The sequence below is a fragment of the Streptomyces sp. NPDC055140 genome (assembly GCF_053607285.1).
This window is the reverse complement of record NZ_JBSGTG010000010.1, coordinates 271,725-289,162: the sequence shown is the minus strand read 5'-3', so window position 1 is coordinate 289,162 and position 17,438 is coordinate 271,725. Positions and strand designations below refer to the sequence as shown.

The 17,438-nt window shown below is 72.2% G+C and carries 12 protein-coding genes and 1 riboswitch; of the genes, 6 read left to right on the top strand and 6 right to left on the bottom strand.

Annotated features, from left to right (window positions below):
* Window positions 1-17: 17 nt before the first annotated feature.
* Window positions 18-1,163 (bottom strand): serine hydrolase domain-containing protein, encoded by a 1,146-nt coding sequence (locus tag ACWFR4_RS21560; RefSeq protein ID WP_453468935.1) that lies wholly within the window; start codon window positions 1,161-1,163, stop codon window positions 18-20.
* Between the two features lie 207 nt (window positions 1,164-1,370).
* Window positions 1,371-1,465, top strand: a riboswitch (TPP riboswitch).
* On the opposite strand from ACWFR4_RS21560, the gene ACWFR4_RS21555 reads away from it, so the two are divergent.
* From ACWFR4_RS21555 to ACWFR4_RS21535, 5 genes are all read left to right on the top strand, one after another.
* Window positions 1,458-2,897, top strand: coding sequence for a purine-cytosine permease family protein (locus ACWFR4_RS21555; protein WP_453654004.1), 1,440 nt, complete (start codon window positions 1,458-1,460; stop codon window positions 2,895-2,897). Its footprint overlaps the riboswitch before it by 8 nt.
* Complete coding sequence (thiD, locus tag ACWFR4_RS21550; protein ID WP_453469579.1) at window positions 2,894-3,739, top strand: bifunctional hydroxymethylpyrimidine kinase/phosphomethylpyrimidine kinase; 846 nt, start codon at window positions 2,894-2,896, stop codon at window positions 3,737-3,739. Before ACWFR4_RS21555 ends, thiD begins: the two co-directional genes overlap by 4 nt.
* Window positions 3,740-3,837: 98 nt before the next feature.
* Window positions 3,838-5,808, top strand: coding sequence for a potassium channel family protein (locus ACWFR4_RS21545; RefSeq protein ID WP_453654002.1), 1,971 nt, complete (start codon window positions 3,838-3,840; stop codon window positions 5,806-5,808).
* Between the two features lie 235 nt (window positions 5,809-6,043).
* Window positions 6,044-7,120, top strand: coding sequence for a serine/threonine-protein kinase (locus ACWFR4_RS21540; protein ID WP_453654000.1), 1,077 nt, complete (start codon window positions 6,044-6,046; stop codon window positions 7,118-7,120).
* Window positions 7,121-7,197: 77 nt separating this feature from the next.
* Window positions 7,198-8,361 (top strand): ADP-ribosylglycohydrolase family protein, encoded by a 1,164-nt coding sequence (locus ACWFR4_RS21535; protein WP_453469238.1) that lies wholly within the window; start codon window positions 7,198-7,200, stop codon window positions 8,359-8,361.
* On the opposite strand, the gene nhaA is transcribed toward ACWFR4_RS21535, so the two are convergent.
* The 5 genes from nhaA to ACWFR4_RS21510 all read right to left on the bottom strand — a co-directional run bounded on the left by nhaA (window position 8,355) and on the right by ACWFR4_RS21510 (window position 16,632).
* Window positions 8,355-10,256 carry a Na+/H+ antiporter NhaA gene (gene nhaA / locus ACWFR4_RS21530; protein WP_453654040.1) on the bottom strand — a complete coding sequence of 634 codons (1,902 nt, stop codon included), beginning with the start codon at window positions 10,254-10,256 and terminating at the stop codon, window positions 8,355-8,357. The genes ACWFR4_RS21535 and nhaA overlap by 7 nt on opposite strands.
* Window positions 10,257-10,421: 165 nt before the next feature.
* Window positions 10,422-13,568 (bottom strand): GH92 family glycosyl hydrolase, encoded by a 3,147-nt coding sequence (locus ACWFR4_RS21525; protein WP_453653998.1) that lies wholly within the window; start codon window positions 13,566-13,568, stop codon window positions 10,422-10,424.
* A 255-nt stretch (window positions 13,569-13,823) separates the two neighbouring features.
* Window positions 13,824-14,501, bottom strand: a complete 678-nt coding sequence (locus tag ACWFR4_RS21520) for a TetR/AcrR family transcriptional regulator (RefSeq protein ID WP_453469345.1) — start codon at window positions 14,499-14,501, stop codon at window positions 13,824-13,826.
* A 174-nt stretch (window positions 14,502-14,675) separates the two neighbouring features.
* Window positions 14,676-15,899 carry an acyl-CoA dehydrogenase family protein gene (locus tag ACWFR4_RS21515; RefSeq protein WP_453469344.1) on the bottom strand — a complete coding sequence of 408 codons (1,224 nt, stop codon included), beginning with the start codon at window positions 15,897-15,899 and terminating at the stop codon, window positions 14,676-14,678.
* Window positions 15,900-15,978: 79 nt separating this feature from the next.
* Window positions 15,979-16,632: an HAD family hydrolase gene (locus tag ACWFR4_RS21510; RefSeq protein ID WP_453653996.1), complete on the bottom strand. Its 654-nt coding sequence runs from the start codon at window positions 16,630-16,632 to the stop codon at window positions 15,979-15,981.
* A gap of 262 nt (window positions 16,633-16,894) precedes the next feature.
* Between ACWFR4_RS21510 and ACWFR4_RS21505 the strand changes: the two genes are divergently transcribed.
* The gene (locus tag ACWFR4_RS21505) at window positions 16,895-17,425 is read left to right on the top strand and encodes a hypothetical protein (protein WP_453466070.1); all 531 of its coding nucleotides are present in this window, start codon (window positions 16,895-16,897) and stop codon (window positions 17,423-17,425) included.
* Window positions 17,426-17,438: the final 13 nt, after the last annotated feature.

Here is a 17,438-nt window from a genome sequence, read left to right as displayed (position 1 = left end):
CCCCCACCACTACGGCATCACGCGCCGAGGCACTCGCGTACAGCCGCGATCAGGCGGTTGGCGCGGGCGTCGCCGTGGCCGATCATGCGGTTGGCCACGTAGGCGAAGCCGACCCCGAACTCGTCGTCGCCGAAGGCGAATTGGCCTCCGGCGCCGTCGTTCCCGAAGCTGCGGGCGCCGAGCATCGGGCGGAACGACGGTGAGTCGAGCAGGAAGCCGGACCCCCAGCGCGCACCGGCGTCGAAGCCGAGCCACCCCTCGCCGGCGGACAGCTCACGCAGGGCGTCGGTCACGGTGTCCGCCGTCAGCAGCCGTTCGCGGCCCCCGATCCCGGTGACGGCCGCCGCGTAGAGCCCGGCGAGGCCGCTCGCGGAGGCGACGGCGCCGGCCCCGGGGAGTTCCATGGCGTGCAGCTCGGGGTCGTTCCAGCCGTGTGACTCGTCGAGGCCCGGGAAGGCCAGCGCGCCGTTCATCGTCACGATGCGCGTGAGCAGATGCTCGGGCCCGGGCATACCGGGGCGCCCCTCGGCCTCGGCGAGCCGGGCCACGCGTTCCGACTCGTCGGCGGGCAGGCCGATCCAGGCCCGCAGCCCGAGCGGGTCACCGACCGCACGGCGGAAGTACGCGCCCGGGGTGAGGCCGGTGATGCGCCGGATCACCTCGCCGACGAGGAAGCCGAGGACATGGCCGTGGTACTCGTACGCTGTGCCGGGCTCCCACAGCGGCTTTTGCTCCTCGATCGCGCGGATCACCGGCGTCCACCCGGCGATCTCCTCGAAGGACAGCACCGCGTCGAGGGCGGGAACCCCCGCCCGGTGCCCGAGCACCATGCGCGTAGTGACGGTCTCCTTGCCGTGCTGTGCGAACTCGGGCCAGTACCGGCCGACCGGGGCGTCGAGGTCGAGCCGCCCCTCCTGAGCGAGGAGATGCGCGCTGACGCTCACCAGGCCCTTGGCCACGGAGAAGACGGGGACGGCGGTGTCCTGTTCCCAGGCACGCCCGGTCCGCTCGTCCGCGACGCCGCCCCACAGGTCGACGACCTTGCGTCCCTCGGCGAACACCGTGACGGCGGCGCCGAGTTCGGGGAACTCCGTGAAGTTCCGCGCGAACACGTCGGCTACGACCCCGAACCGTTCGTCGGCCCCACCGTGGCACTGCTCCATCGTGTCCGTCCTCCGCGTGTCCCTGGGGTCGCGGAGCCGCCGGTTACATGTGCCCGTACCGTCCGCGATCTTCGAATCGATCACGGTACGGGGGTGCGCCGCACACCTCGAACGAATTACGCGCGGCGGGGTGTGCGCCGTCCACGCAGCGGACGCCGCCCCTCCCCCGGGGTTGCCTCCTCGGACAGGGAAGCTACCCTTGCCGACGTACCGGACACGGGGTGCCCCGCACGAGGGCTGAGATCACACCCGTCGAACCTGAACCAGTTAGCACTGGCGGAGGGATGTCAGCCAATGTCGTTGCCCCATGCCCCGAGCAGCACCGGGACCACCGGACCGCGCTCAGTCTTCGACGGGCGGATGCCCGCCGCGCCCGGTGACCTGCGGGTCGAGGCGCGCGGTATCGCGCCGGTCCCCGAGAGCCACCGCTACGGCGGCGCCGGGCGCCTGTTCACTGTGTGGTTCGCCCCGAACCTGACCATGACCGGCGTCTTCACCGGCACCGTCGGCATCGCACTCGGCCTGGACTTCGCCACCGCGCTGGCCGCCGTCGTCATCGGCACCCTCGTCGGCGCCGTGCCCACCGCGTACCTCGGTACGTGGGGCAGCGCGACCGGCGCCGGCCAGCTTCCGCTGGCGCGGCTCGCGTTCGGCCGGGCCGTCGCGGTGCCCGGCGCCCTGCAGTGGCTGTCGTCGGTCGCCTGGGACGCCCTGATCGGCCTGTTCGGCGGTGACGCGCTCGCCCGGCTGTGCGGCTGGCCGTTCTGGGTCGGCGTGCTCGTGATGATGCTGGCGCAGGGCGCCCTCGGCGTGCTCGGCTACGAGGCCGTCCACCGCCTCCAGAAGCTGATGACCTTCGTACTGGCCGCCGCGTTCGTGGTCCTGGCCGTCAAGCTCCTCGACGGTGTCCATCCGGTCACCACCGGGGCCGCGCACGGTGCCGACCGGGCCGGCGCGTTCATCCTCACCAGCACGATCGCGCTCAGTCTGTCCCTGTCCTGGGCCCCCTACGCCAGCGACTTCAGCCGCTACCTTCCGGCCGCCACATCCCGTAAGCGCATGTTCTGGTTCACGCTCCTCGGCGTCACCGTCTCCTTCGTCGTCGTCCAGGCGCTCGGCCTGTGGGGCGCCTCCGTGTTCACCGACCAGACCGCGCGCGGGGTCGACGAGCTGCTCGGCGGCGGCGTTCTCGGCTCCTTCGGGCTGCTCGCCGTGGCGCTCGCGGCCCTGTGCAGCAACGCCATGAACGACTACAGCGGCTCGCTGGCCCTGCAGACGATCGGCGTCCGGGTCCCGCGGCCGCTCGCGGCGGCGCTCGCCGCAGTGCTCGGCTTCCCGCTGGTGCTGTGGATGCACGCCGCCGACACCGCGGCCCGCTTCCAGAACGTGCTGCTGTTCGTCGGCTACTGGATCCCCGGCTTCGTCGCGGTCGTGGCCGTCGACTGGTTCGCGCGCGCCAGGGCCCGGGGCGGCGCGCCGGTCGACCTGGCCGCCGAGAGCGCCCGGCCGCAGCCCTGGTGGCCCGGGCTCCTCGCCTTCGTCGCCGCCTTCGCCGCCGCGGTCCCGTTCATGGACAGCGGCCTGTACGTGGGCCCGGTCGCAAAGGCCCTGCACGGCGCCGACCTCGCGTACTACGTGGCCTTCGTCGCCGCACTCGTCGTGTACGCGCCCCTCAGGCTGCGCCGCCCGACCGCTGACGCCCAGACCGCACCGCACGAGGGGGCCCGCACATGACCGTGCCCGCGAGCACCGGACGCGTCGCGCCGCCCCGCGTCCTGACCGTCGCCGGTTCGGACTCGGGCGGTGGCGCCGGGATCCAGGCCGACCTCAAGACGATGCTGGCGCTCGGCGCCCACGGCATGAGCGTCCTGACTGCCGTCACCGCGCAGAACTCCCTGGGTGTCCAGGGAGCGTGGGAACTCCCCGTCGACGCGGTGCGCACGCAGTACCGCAGCGTCGTGGACGACATCGGCGTCCAGGCGGTCAAGACCGGAATGCTCTCGTCGCCGGTGCTCGTCGAGGCGGTGGCCGAACTGCTCGCCGGTACGGACGCCCCCGTGGTCGTGGACCCGGTGAGCGTCTCCAAGCACGGCGATCCGCTGCTCGCCGAGGACGCGCTGGACGCGGTGCGCACCAAGCTGCTGCCGGTCGCGACGGTGGCCACGCCGAACCTGGACGAGGTGGCACAACTGACCGGCCTCGCCGTCACGGACGACGCGGGCATGCGCCGGGCCGCGGCACGGCTCCTGTCGTTCGGCCCGCGCTGGGTGGTCGTCAAGGGCGGCCATCTGCCCGGGGCGGCCGTGGACCTGCTCACCGACGGCACGGAGGAGCACTGGCTGCGCGCTCCCCGCCACGACAACCGGCATACGCACGGCACCGGATGCACCCTGGCGTCGGCCATCGCCGTGGGTCTCGCCCACGGCCTGCCCGTGCCGGAGTCCGTCCGTCTGGCGAAGGAGTACGTCACGGGGGCGATCGCCGCCGGGTTCGCGCTGGGATCGGGCATCGGCCCGGTCGACCACGGGTGGCGCCTGCCGGGCGACCGGTCCAAGGCTGCGGGACGCACGGACTGAGAGCCGCCGGGGCCACCTGACGCACGCGCAACACGCCCACCTGCACACAATCAGGGCCCGGTGTGCGTTCCGGCGCTCCCGTCCACTTGACTGTTCCCATGACCACCCTGCCCCGCCAGCCTCAACAGGCCCCGCCGACCGGCCACATGATCGTGTGCGGTGGTGACGCGCTCGCCGAGCGGCTCGCCGCCGAACTGCGCGCCGTGTACGGCGAGCGGGTCACGGTCGTCGTGCCCGCCGTCCGCGTCACCAGACAGGGTGCCGGTCCCGCCGGAAGGACGCGGGCGGCCACCCTGCTCTCGCGGATGCAGGCGGTCGTGAACCGTACGGTGTCCGCCGCGGCCGACGACAGCGTTCCGCCGCCACGCGTCATGGAGGCACCGGAACTCGACGAGGAGGCGCTGGCCGAGGCGGGCGTGGCCGACGCCGCCGCGCTGGCCCTCGTCCACGGCGACGACGAGACCAACATCCGGGCCGCCCTGGCCGCCCGCCGCCTCAACCCCCAGCTGCGCCTGGTCATCCGGCTCTACAACCGCAAGCTCGGCCAGCACCTGGAACACCTCCTCGATCAGGCAGCCGCGCTCTCCGCCCCCGGCGTCGACCCCGAGGCACTGGACACCACGACGACCGTCCTGTCCGACGCCGACACCGCAGCACCGGCGCTCGCGGCCACCGCCGTCGCCGGTACCAGCAAGGTCGTCCAGGCCGATGGGCTCCTGCTGCGCGCCGTGGAGCGCACCCCGCCGGGCCGGGGCGAGGTCGCCGACCCCGGCCTGTGCACCCTCGCCCTGCTGTCCGCGACCGCCAACGACCCGGCGGGCGCCGAGGGTTCGGACGTCGGCGGCGCGGAGGGCCCACTGCTGCTGCCCGACGAACGCACGGTCGCCGCGGCCACCGGGCGCGGCACGGTGGTCCTGGAAGCCGTCTCCCCCACGGTCGCCGCACCCAACGGCCGCACGACCAGCCGCCGTATGCCCCTCAGCTCGCTGTTCTCGCGCCGGCTGCGCTGGTCTCTCGCCGGACTCGTCACGAGCGTCCTCGGCCTGGCCGTGGCGTCCTGGGCCACCACCGGCGACCACCCGCTGCACGCCGGATACCTCACGCTCCTCGACCTGTTCGCCATCGACGACCCGGCGATCGGGAAGCCGCTCGCCCGCCAGCTCCTCCAACTCCTCACGGGGCTCGCCGGACTGCTCCTCCTGCCCGTGCTTCTCGCGGCCGTGCTCGAAGCCCTCGGCACCTTCCGGACGGCGTCGGCCCTGCGCCGCCCGCCGCGCGGCCTGTCCGGCCACGTCGTGCTGCTCGGCCTCGGCAAGATCGGTACCCGCGTCCTGGCCCGCCTGCGTGAACTCGGCATCCCCGTCGTGTGCGTGGAGGAGGACCCCGAGGCGCGCGGCGTCGCCCTCGCCCGCCGTCTGCGCGTACCGACCGTCATCGGTGATGTCACGCAGGAAGGCGTCCTGGAAGCGGCCAAGGTGCACCGTGCCCACGCCCTGCTCGCCCTCACCAGCAGCGACATCACCAACCTCGAGGCGGCGCTGCACGCGCGGTCGGTCAAGCCCGACCTGCGGGTGGCGCTGCGCCTGTTCGACGACGGTTTCGCGACCGCCGTCTACCGCACGCTCCGCTCCGCGCATCCCCGCGCCCTGACCCGCAGCCGGAGTGTCTCCACCCTCGCCGCGCCCGCGTTCGCCGGCGCCATGATGGGCCGCCAGATCCTCGGTGCCATCCCCGTCGAGCGCAGCGTCCTGCTCTTCGCCGCCCTCGACGTGGCGGGACATCCGCTGCTCGACGGCCGGACCGTCGCCGACTCGTTCCGGGCCGGTTCCTGGCGGGTGATCGCGCTCGACGCCACGGCGCCGAGCGAGCGCCGCCCCGACCTGGCCGCGTCCCCTGCCGACGACGACCCCGACCGCCCGACCGGTCTCGTGTGGGACCTTCACCCCGGGTACGTGCTGCGTCCGGAGGACCGCGTGGTGCTGGCCGCCACGCGCCAGGGCCTGGCGGAACTCCTGCGGCACGGCCCCCTGGCCCGTACCCGCGCCGGCGACTCCCAGGTGGCACCGTGAGCGGTGTGATCACCGCGTCTCGCCTTCCGTACGAGCCACCCGGCCAAGTGTGATCATCGGCTCTCCGCGCGCCTTATCCTTGACCCTGCCACACCCCTCCCGCTCGTCCTCGCGCTCGCGCGGGGCGAACTACGTTCCGTGGCAACCAATTTGACGGGGCTGTCTTTCAAGGGTGGTGCGCAGGTTGTTGCTGGCGGATCGGTACCGGTTGCACAAGGCCATAGGCCGCGGCGGTATGGGTGAGGTGTGGCAGGCGACCGACGAGATGCTCGGCCGGCCCGTGGCCGTGAAGCTGCTCATCGCCCAGGACGCGGATCCTTCGGCGGCGGCCAGGTTCCGTATGGAGGCGCAGACTTCGGCGTCGCTCAGCCATCCGCACGTGGTGGGTGTCTACGACTTCGGCTCCTGGGAGCACCGTTTCTACCTCGTCATGGAACTCGTCGAGGGCGGCAGTCTGGCCCACGAGACCGCGGGCGGCGCGCGGCTGATGCCGGAGCGGGTGGCGGACATCGCGGCCGGTGCGGCCGCCGGGCTCGCTGCCGCCCACCGCCAGGGCGTGGTGCACCGGGACATCAAGCCGGGCAATCTGCTGCTCACCCCCGACGGCACGGTCAAGCTGGGCGACTTCGGCATCGCCCGCTTCCTCGACGATCCCGCCGCCGGGCTCACCACCACGGGGCAGATCGTGGGCACCGGCCTGTACCTCGCGCCCGAGCGCGCTCTCGGCAAGAACGCGGGCCCGGCGTCCGACGTGTACTCGCTGGGCTGCGTGCTGTATCAACTCCTCACCGGAAATCCGCCGTTCCGGGCCGACACCGCGACCGGCCTGCTCTACCAGCACGTGGACGCCGCGCCCGTGGCCCCGGGCCGGCTCGGCGTCCAGCTGCCTCCGTCGTTCGAGAACTATCTGCTCGGACTGCTGGCCAAGCAGCCGGAGGACCGGCCGACGGCCCAGGAGGTCACGGACTGGTTCCGTACGGGTTCCTGGCAGGGCCGCCCCGAACCCCTCCCGGAGCCTGTGCCGGTGGCCCCTGCGCCGGCACCCGCTCCCCAATTTCAGACCTCCCCGGAGATCCGGACCACGTCCACGACCTACCAGCTGCCGTCGTCCGGCCGGGCGGCTCGCCGCGGGGCGGCACGGCGCGGCGGCGTCCTGGAGGCGGCGAGACGCAGACCGAGAATCATCGGGGCCGTCGCCGCGGCCGCTCTGTTCGTCGCGTCCCTCCTGATCGGCATGGCATGGTTCGCCCCCGACGACAGTGCCGCGACCGCACCGACGGGCGCCCCGTCGCCCTCCGCGACCGCGCACTGACGGGGCGCCCGTCTCGGCGGAACACGCTGCCGCGATGATGGGTGCGACGCCTTCGACCGACCATCATGGAGCTCACCGTGCACACCCGTTCCTGGGCCGATCTCGCCGTCCACCGCAGCCGCGTACGCGGTTGTCTCCTCGGCGGCGCGATCGGTGACGCGCTCGGGTACCCCGTCGAGTTCCTCTCCCTCGACGCCATCCGCGCCACGCACGGCGCGGCCGGGGTCACCGGCCTGGTGGCCGACGCGGACGGTGTGACGGGCCGGGTCAGCGACGACACCCAGATGACCCTGTTCACCGCCGAGGGGCATCTGCGGGGGTACTGCCGCACCCGGGACCGGGGCATCGGCGGCGCCGAGGCGGCCATCGTGCACGACGCGTATCTGCGGTGGCTGGAGACGCAGAACCACCCCGGGCCGCTGCCCGAGGAGGACCTGCGCCACCGCATCGGGTGGCTGCGGCACGAGAACTGGCTGTACGCGCGCCGCGCGCCCGGCAACGCCTGCCTGAGCGGCGTCGAAGCGGGGTTCACCCCCGACCCGTACGGGAAGCCCACCGGTGAGCCGGGGCCGGTGAACCCGAACTCCAAGGGCTGCGGCGCCGTGATGCGCTCCGCGCCCTTCGGCCTGACGGACCTGGGCGCCCGCCGGTCGTTCGAACTCGCCGCGCAGTGCGCCCAGATCACGCACGGACACCCCACCGGCTACCTCGCCTCCGGTGCGTTCGCCGCCCTCATCAGCCACCTCGTCGACGGCGAGTCCCTGGAGGGCGCGCTGCTGCGCACCCTGCGGCTGCTCGCCGGCTATCGGGGCCACGAGGAGACCACGGCCGCGCTGAGCCGGGCCGTCGCGCTCGCCGAGGAGGAGGGCGAGGCCACCCCCGAGAAGGTGGAGACGCTCGGCGCCGGCTGGGTCGCGGAGGAGGCCCTCGCCATCGGCGTGTACGCGGCGCTCGCCCGCACCCGGCCACAGACCTTCTACGTCGGTCAGCAGGGCACGGTGTGCGACCCGAAGCCCCCGCGCACACCGATCGAGGCCGCGTTCCTGCTCTCGGTCAACCATTCGGGCGACAGCGACTCCACGGGCTCCGTGTGCGGCAACATCCTCGGCGCGCTGCATGGCGACGTACACCTCCCGCACCAGTGGCTGACGGAGATCGAGGGACGCACCGCCGTCGCCCGGCTCGGCGACGACATCGCGGCCGAGATCCGGCCCGGCGAGAAGCGTCCCTGGAACTACTGACGCCGGGGCCCGCGCCTGCCGGCCAGCACTGCCCGCTCCTTGGCCGCCCGCACCGACGCCGACAGCCCTTCGATGTCGTACGCCCCGTGGTGGCGTCGTCCGTTGACGAAGAACGTGGGTGTGCCCGAGACGCTGCTCAGGTCTGCCGACTCGAGGTCCTCCGCGACCCGTCCCCCGCCTCTGTGCGCCCGCAGGTCCTTGTGGAACCGGTCGGTGTCCAGGCCGAGTTCACCCGCGTACTTCAGGAGGTCGGCGGCCCGCAGGGCGTCCTGGCGGGTGAACAGCAGGTCGTGCATCTCCCAGTACGCGCCCTGCTCCCCCGCCGCTTCGGCCGCCTCCGCGGCGAGCTGGGCGTGCGGGTGCACGTCGTTCAGGGGCAGGTGCCGCCACACGTAGCGGATGTCGCCGAAGCCGGCGAGCAGCTCCCGCACGACGGGTTCGGCCTGTCCGCAGTAGGGGCACTCGAAGTCGCCGTACTCGACGACCGTCACGGGCGCGTGCCGTGGTCCGCGCACGTGGTCGCGGTCGGGGTCGACCGGCACGGCCAGGTCGACGATGGCCTCGGCCGTTCCGAGGAGGGCCCTCATCCGGGCGGGGCGGGGCAGGATTCCGATGACCCAGGAAACGAGCCAGGTCATGAGGAACGCGCCGGCCACCGCGCTGAGGATGCCGATCTTCGCCTCGGCCAGCTGGTCGCCGTCGAAGGCGAGGGTGGCGATCAGCAGGGCCACGGTGAATCCGACGCCCGCGATGGCTCCCCCGGCCGCGGTGGCGCCCCAGCCGACGGGCGGGCGCAGCCGGCCGCGGCTGAGCCGGGTCGTCAGCCAGGAGGCGCCGACGATGCCGAGCGGCTTGCCCAGGACGTAGCCGATGAGGATGCCCAGGGTGATCGGCGAGCCGAACGCGCGGGCCAGTTCGCCGCCGCTGATCTCGATGCCGGCGTTGGCGAGGGCGAACAGCGGCACGATCACATAGCTGGTCCAGGGGTGGTAGAGGCGCTGCAGCCGCTCGTTGGGGGACAGCGCCGACGCGAGGCCGAGCCGCACCGACCGCTCCAGTTCGGGGGTCGGCTGCTCGCGGAAGAGCCGGAACAGGCCGCTCGCCCGCTCCAGCGCGGTACGGCTGGCGGGGTACGCGGAGGTCAGCAGCCCCATGGCGAGGCCGACCACGACGGGGTCCACCCCCGACTCCAGCAGCGCCACCCAGGTCGCGACGGCCAACAGCGCGTACACCCAGCCTCGCCGGGTGCCGGTGGCCCGTACCAGCAGGATCACGCCGAACAGGCCGAGAGCCACCAGGAGGGCGGGGACGTCGATGTGGCCGCTGTAGGCGACGGCGATGACGATCAGCGCCACGAAGTCGTCGACGACGGCCACGGTCAGGATGAAGATGCGCAGGCCGCCGGGCAGCCGGTTGCCGAGCAGGGCCAGCATGCCGAGGGCGAACGCCGTATCGGTCGACATCGTGGCGCCCCAGCCGTGGGCCGTGCCCTGTCCGGCATTGATGGCCAGGTAGACGGCGACGGGGACTAGCATGCCGCTGAGTCCCGCGACGAGGGGCAGTGTGACGCGCCGGCGTTCGCGGAGCTCCCCCATGTCGAACTCGCGCCGCGCCTCCAGGCCGACGACGAAGAAGAACATCGTCATCAGGCCGCTGTTGACCCACTCCCGCAGTTCCAGCGACACCCCGGCGGAACCGACCCGCACGGAGAAGTGTGTCCCCCAGAAGTCCTCGTACGTGCCGGGGCCGATGTTCACCCAGGCCAGTGCCGCGAGCGCCGCGACGAGCAGCACGGAGGCGCTGCCGGTCTCGGTGCGCAGGAAGTCGCGCAGCGGCGTGCGCAGCTCGTCGCCGTACGGTGTCTGCCCGTCGAACCCCGAGCTCATCGGCGGCATTCCTGTCTCTCGACGGCCCGCGCGGACCATGGCCGGCGGCTGCTCGGGCGAGCGCCCGAGCGCGGTGAGACGGTAGTTGACGCACGGCGGCACGGACGAATCGACACGGCGACCGCGTTCGAGTGCCCGCCCCGTGAGGCGGGCACTCGATCGGACCGGGTGACCTCAGCCGAGGCCGACCGCGAAGACGTGCAGGTTGCCGTTGTCCGGCAGGGTCACGCTCTTGATGTGCTTCCCTTCCGGCACGTCGTAGGGCTTGGTGGCGAAGACGTACGCGGCGGGCCCGGCGCCCCCGGCCTGGTTGCGGTGGTCGACGCGGGCCACGGTCGTGTTGCCGAAGACCGGGTCCGTCCCGCCGCCCGGCAGGGTCCAGTCGCCGAACGAGAGATCCGCGGTGGCGGTGGAGCCGTCGGTGAACGTCACGGTGGCGCTGCCGCGCTGGTCGCTGTGCGTCGCCGAGCCCACGAACAGCAGCTTCCCGGAGTCCTTCGCCCGGTCCGCCAGGTCGATGCGCTGACCCGCGGCGGCGACGTTGTCGGGCCGCCCCTGGGGCGCGGCGGGCCACACGAAGGACGTGCCCGCCACCTCGACGCGCGTGCCGCCCTTGAGACCGGCGGCTTCGAGACCCTGACGGGAGTAGGTGTTGCCGTCGCCGTCGTAGTCACCCTGGCCCCGGTCGGCGTCGTCGGAGGATCCGGCGTTGTCGTACGCGGCCGCGAGACCGCCCTCAGGGGCGACGAGCAGGAACACGGAGAGCTGTACGGGCTTGTCCGCTGTCCCCTTCCCACGGACGGTCAACGGGATCTCGTAGTAGCCCTCGGCCGTGCCGGCAGCGGCCTTCACGGAGAGGGTGAGTTCGCCCGAGCCGGTCTTCGCGTCGAGGCCGAGCGGCCCGCCCGTGGGCGAGACGGTCAGCCCTTCGGGGGCCTGCGCGGTGACGGTCAGCGTCTTGTCGTGGCCGGCCAGACGCTGACCGTGGACGGTGACCTTCGCCGCGTCGCCGCCGGGAACGGCCGACGCCGCGTTGGGCGTCGCGCTCGCGAGGAAGGATCGCTCGCCCGAGCGGTACGAGGGCGGCGCGGCCTTCGCGGACGTCGCCCAGGTCTTGTCCGGCGTGCCGGACAGCGTGAAGTCGAGGCGCGCCCCGTCCTTCACCGCGGACTGCGGGAGGTAGGTGCGCTCCCAGGTGCGGCCGTCGAGCGTGAGCCCGTGGACGTACGGCGCGTCGGCGGACGCCTGCGGGGCGCGGATGTCCAACTCCCGCCCCTTGCCGGGCAGATCCAGGACCGCGCGCTCGAAGAGCGGGCTGTGCACGGCGAGATCCGGGGTGCCGGGTGTCGACGGGTACAGGCCGAGCGCGGCCCATACGTACCAGGAGGACTGGGCCCCGAGGTCGTCGTTGCCGGGCTCGCCGTCGGGCGTGGGGCTGAACAGGGTGGTGGCCACGTCGCGCACGGCCTTCTGCGTCTTCCACGGCATGCCCAGGTGGTTGTACACCCACGGCACACCGAAGTCGACCTCGTTCCCCGCCCACATGTAGGGCTCGTTCGGACCCGCGTTCAGCTTCGTGAAGAAGGTGTCGAGGCGGTCGGCGGCCGCGTCGCGCCCGCCCATGGCCGCGATCAGACCCTCGGTGTTCTGCGGGACGAGCCAGTTGTACTGTGCCGCGTTGCCCTCGTCGAAGCCGTCCTGGCCGAACTTGCCCGGGGGCGGCGGCTGGTAGGCCGGGCCGTCCGGGAAGCGGCCGTCCTCGCCGCGCGGCTGGAGGTAGCCGGTGGCGGGGTTGAGGATGTTCTGCCAGTTCTGGCCCCGGCGGGTGAAGGTCGCGGCGGTGTCCTTGTCGCCCGCGGCCTTCGCGAGCTGAGCGATGGCGAAGTCGTCGATCGCCCACTCCAGGGTGACGGAGCCGCCCACCCGCTGGTGGTCGCCGCGCGAGGCGTCGTTGTTGGGCATGTAGCCGCGGTCGACGTACTCGCCGATCCCCGGCCGCTCCGTGTACGCACCCGGGGTGTCGTCCACCGAAGTGGCGCCCTTGACCAGGTACTTCAGCGCCTTCTTGAGGTCGAAGTCGCGGGCGCCGAAGGCATAGAGGTTCGCGATGAGAGGGACGGAGTTGTCGCCCGTCATCTGCCCCGTGTAGTCGTTGGCCAGGGGCCAGCGCGGCCACCAGCCGCCCTGTTCGGCATCGTTGACGAGCGACTGCGCCATGTCACTGGCCTGCTTCGGCCACAGCATCGCCTGGAGGGGCGCCAGCGAGCGGTAGGTGTCCCAGTCGGAGAAGTTGGCGTACTGGTTGTGGCCCGCGGGCAGCGTGCGCACCTTGTCGTCGAAGCCGATGTAGCGTCCGTCGGCGTCGTTGAAGGTGTTCGGGTGCATCAACGAGTGGTACAGCGCGGTGTAGAACGTCTTCAGCTCACCGGTGTCGCGCCCGGCGACGCGGATCCTGCCCAGCGTGGCGGCCCATTGGTCGCGGGTCTGCCGGCGCAGGGCGTCCAGGCTCCAGCCGGGCACCTCGGCCGCCATGTTGGCCTCGGCGCCGTCCACGGAGACGTACGACATGGAGACCTTGGCCCGCACCGTGCGCGAGTCGGCCGTCCCGAAGGTGAGGTAGGCACCCGCCTTGGGGGCGTCCACGGTGTCGCTGTCCTTGGAGACGGTCTTGCCGTCCCAGGTGCCGTGCGCGGTGAACGGGCGGTCGAAGGTGATCGCGTAGTGGACCGTGTACTCGTTGCCCTTGCCGCAGAAGTTGCCGGTCGTCGCGGACCCGGTGACCTGCCGGTCGCCGACGACGTGCAGGTCGGCGTGCTTGTTGCCGGAGAGGCTGGCGCCGCCCTTCACGAGCACCTGGGCCGCGTCCGCCCCTTCGGGGAACGTGAACTGCGCCAGCCCCGTACGCGTGGTGGCGGCCAGTTCGGCCCGCACCTTCGAGTCTCCCAGCATGACCGCGTAGTAACCGGGTTCGGCCTTTTCGTCGTCGTGCGAGAAGGACTCGGTCCGGTCCCACGGGGCCGGGCCGACGTCTCCGGTCACGGGCAGGATCGGCACGTCGCCGAATGCCGTGCAGCCGACCGAGGCGTGATCGAGGCTGAAGCCGCGGATCTTGTCGCTGTGGTACTGGTACCCGGCGTACGAGCCTGCCGTGTCCGGCGAGAACTGCATCATGCCGAACGGGGCTGCGGGGCCCGGGAAGTTGTTGATCTCGCCGACGCTCGCTCCGCCCCGGCCCGTGCCGATGAGCGGGTCCACGTAGGCGGCGGGGTCGTCCACCAGGGACGGCTTCGCGGCGGCGGCAGGCGAGTTGGACGTGGACAACGTTGTCCTAGCCTCTGACAACGTTGTCGAATCAGCGGAGGCCACCGTCGACGCCCCCATCAGCAACCCGGCAGCCAGTGCGGCGGTCGCCGCACTGCGGGTTCTACGACTTCTCGGACGAGTCACACATGCCTCCGTGGAATATGGGCGGCTCAGCCACCACACACTCCGGGAGCGGGTGCCGTTCGGTCAAGGGGCGTGCGGCGATTGCCCCTTGGGCCGCCGCAACTCCCCCCGCCTGGCGCTCCTGTCGCGCTACTCGGCGTTCCTGTCCAGCTTGAGGGCGTTGGCCCAGAGCGCGGTGGACGTCTCGACCAGCTCGTCGAGCGTGTGGTTCTCACCGAGCCCGTACGCGTAGTAGGCCATGCGGCTCACCATGCCCGAGAGCGCCCGCGCCGCCATGAGGGGGTCGAGGTCGCGGTCCGCGAGCCCGCGGTCCTGGAGGTCCTTGATGGCGCGGGCGTTGCGGTCGGCGAACGCGCGGCTCCGGCGCCGCCGCACCTCCCGGAACCCGGAGTCGCCGGCCGCGACCTGGTCGAGGATCAGCATCAGCTTCGCGTTGCGTCTGTACGCCTCGAAGTAGGCCCGGTTGCTGGCCTCGATCACGCCGACGGGCGAGCTGTCCTCGGGGTCGAGGCGTGGCATGCCCGGGTGCAGCATGTCGTCCTGCGCGACTTCGAGCACGGCCTGGAAGATCTCCTCCTTGCCGGCGAAGTACGTGTAGAAGGTGCCGGTCGAGCAGGCCGCCTCGGCGGTGATGTCGGTGAGGCGCGAGTCCAGATAGCCGTCCCGTTCGAACACAACGCGGGCCGCGGCCACGAGCGCGGCGCGGGTCCGGGCGCCGCGCGCGGTGGCGGGGGGTTCACGCAGGGCGGAGGTGTCCGCGAGCGAGGGGATGCCCTCCCCGTCGGATGCGTGGCCGCGGGTGGTCATGTCGTGGGGCCTTCCTCTGCTGGCTTCTGCTGCTGCTCGCCCGTTCTGCCCGCCGGGCACTGCGCGCACCTGTGACCGGCCGTACGGGAGCGAGGCGATCTTCGCACACCCGCGTGCGCCGATCGCCTCCGTCCTCCCTCGGCCCGGCAGGGCCCCGCACCGGGGGCCGGTCGGTCAGCGGGTGCGGCCCCACTGCGGCTCCCGGCGGCGCAGTTCCCGCATGGCGATGGTGCGCTTGTGGACCTCGTCGGGTCCGTCGGCGAGGCGCAGGGTGCGCAGATGCGCGTACATGCTGGCGAGCGGGAAGTCGTCGGAGACGCCTCCCCCGCCGTGCACCTGGATGGCCCGGTCGACCACCTTGAGCGCGACCTCCGGCGCGGCCACCTTGATCGCGGCGATCTCGGTGCGCGCGTGCCGGTTCCCCACCGTGTCCATCAGGTACGCGGCCTTGAGGGTGAGCAGCCGGACCATGTCGATCTCGATGCGGGCCTCGGCGATCCAGTCCTGCACATTGGCGCGGTTCGCGACGGGCTCGCCGAAGGTCGTACGCGCCTGGGCGCGGTCGATCATCAGGTCGAGGGCGCGCTCGGCCATGCCGACGGCACGCATGCAGTGGTGGATGCGGCCGGGGCCGAGCCGGGCCTGGCTGATCATGAAGCCGTCGCCCTCTCCGGCGAGCAGCGCGGTGACCGGCACCCGGACGTCCTCGAAGACGACCTCTGCGTGCCCCTCGCGGTCCTGGTATCCGAAGACGGGGAGGTTGCGCAGGACGGTGACGCCGGGGGTGTCGATGGGCACCACCATCATGCTCTGCTGACGGTGCGTCGCGGCCTCCGGCTCCGTCTTGCCCATCACGATGAGCACCTTGCAGTTCTTGTGCAGGGCGTTGGAGGTCCACCACTTGCGTCCGTTGAGGACGTAGTCGTCGCCGTCCCGCTCCATCCGGAGCTGGATGTTGGTGGCGTCGGAGCTCGCCACGGCGGGCTCGGTCATCGCGAAGGCGGAGGCTATCTCACCGTCGAGGAGCGGCTTGAGCCACTTCTCCTTGTGCTCGTCGGTGCCGAAGAGCGTCAGCACCTCCATGTTGCCGGTGTCCGGCGCGTTGCAGTTGGTGGCCTCGGGGGCCAGGTGCGCGCTGCGGCCCATGATTTCGGCGAGCGGGGCGTACTCGAGGTTGGTGAGTCCGGGGCCCCACTCGGGGTGGGGGTGGAAGAGGTTCCACAGCCCGCGCTTCTTCGCGTCCGCCTTGAGCTCCTCGAGGATGGGCGGGTGGAAGTGCGGATCGCGCGACTCCGCCATCTGCGCCTCGTAGACCGGCTCCGCCGGGTAGATCCGCTCGTCCATGAAGGCGAGCAGCTTCTCCTGGTACTCCTTGGCCCTGTCGGTCAGCTCGAACACGTGGTTCTCCTCACGGGGGATGGATTTCAGGGACCGGCGCACCGGCGCGGCGCGGCCGGCCGGCGGGAACGGGGCCGTGCTACGCGTCTGCCTGCGTTTCCGCTGTCGTCACGTCCTGGTGCAGCAAGGCCCTCAACTCCACGGCGGTCGTGGCCGCTTCGCGGTGGACGATGCCTGCGAGGCCGGCGCGTCGTGCCGCGACGATGTTGTGTTCGAGGTCGTCGACCATGACGGTCTCGGCGGGCTCGGTGCCCAGGCGCTCGCATGCGATGGCGTACGCGCGCCGGGACGGTTTGCGTACGCCGATCTCGCCTGAGATCACCACGGCGTCGAACATGGACTCCAGGTCGAAGCCCGCGTAGCAGTCGTCGCCCAGGGAGTTGGAGAGCAGGCCCACGCGGTGTCCCGCGTTCCGCACTTCGGCGACGAGGTCGAGCATCGCCTGGTCGGGGCGCAGTCCGGTCTGCATCAGGGTCAGGAGGCCGGGCCCCTGGATGTCGGCACCGTGCGCGCGCAGCCGCTCGGCGAAGCCGTCCTCGAACTCACGCTGGCCGAGCCGGCCTTCTTCGTGCTCGACGAGGAGGGCGCTGGAGCGCTCATCCTTCGCGAGCAGCCGGAGCGGGAGCCGTGGATCCACGCCGAGCGTGGCGCCGAAGGCCTCGAATGCCTCGATCAGGCTGGTGGTCAGCACTCCTCCGAAGTCGAAGAGGACGGCGCTGATTCGGGTACTCAAGGGACAGCCTCCTGGTCGCGGATTCGGCAGGCATGCGAAACGTACCTGAACCCGGACTCAACTTCAATGATGCGCACCCCCACCCGGCCATCTCGGAACTCGGGAGAAACCGGCACATGCCACGCGTGTCGCTCCGACCCACCCCCACCGACCCCGGGCGAAAGTGGCCGGACAGCCGACCACTCACCCGGCGCTGCCCGCCCCCTCCGCCCACCCCATCGCCCAGGCACAGCGCCCCACGGACGTCCCCGAGGATCCCGTCATGAACACCCGCCAGACCCTCCGCCGTTGCGGCCGCACCCTGAGCCGTGGCGCCGCCCGGCCCAACGTGCTGTTCGGCGGCGTCTACGGAGCCGTCCTCGCCAGTTCCATGGTCGCCGCGCTCACCCAGTACGGGCGCTCGTCACGCGCGGACCGCTTGTACGACGCCAAGTGGCTCCTGATCACCGCGTTCGCCTCGGCCCTGGCGCACGGATACGCGCACCTCATCGCCCGGCGCGGGGACGAGACCCACCACGGGGCGCTCGCCGCGGTGCGGGCGCTCGCCGAGGAGTGGCCGCTGCTCCTCGCCACCCTGCCGACGCTCGTGATGCTCTTCGGGGCGGGGCTCGGCTGGTGGAACTACCCGGGGATCGAGTACGTCGCCCTCGGCTTCAACGTCGCCCTGCTCTTCGGCTGGGGTCTGACGGCGGCGCGGTTCAGCGGCCGGACGTGGGCCCGGTCGCTGTTCCTCGGCCTGGGCGACGCGCTGCTCGGCCTGATCGTCGTCGTGGCGAACGCACTGATCAAGTAGCGGGCCGAGCACG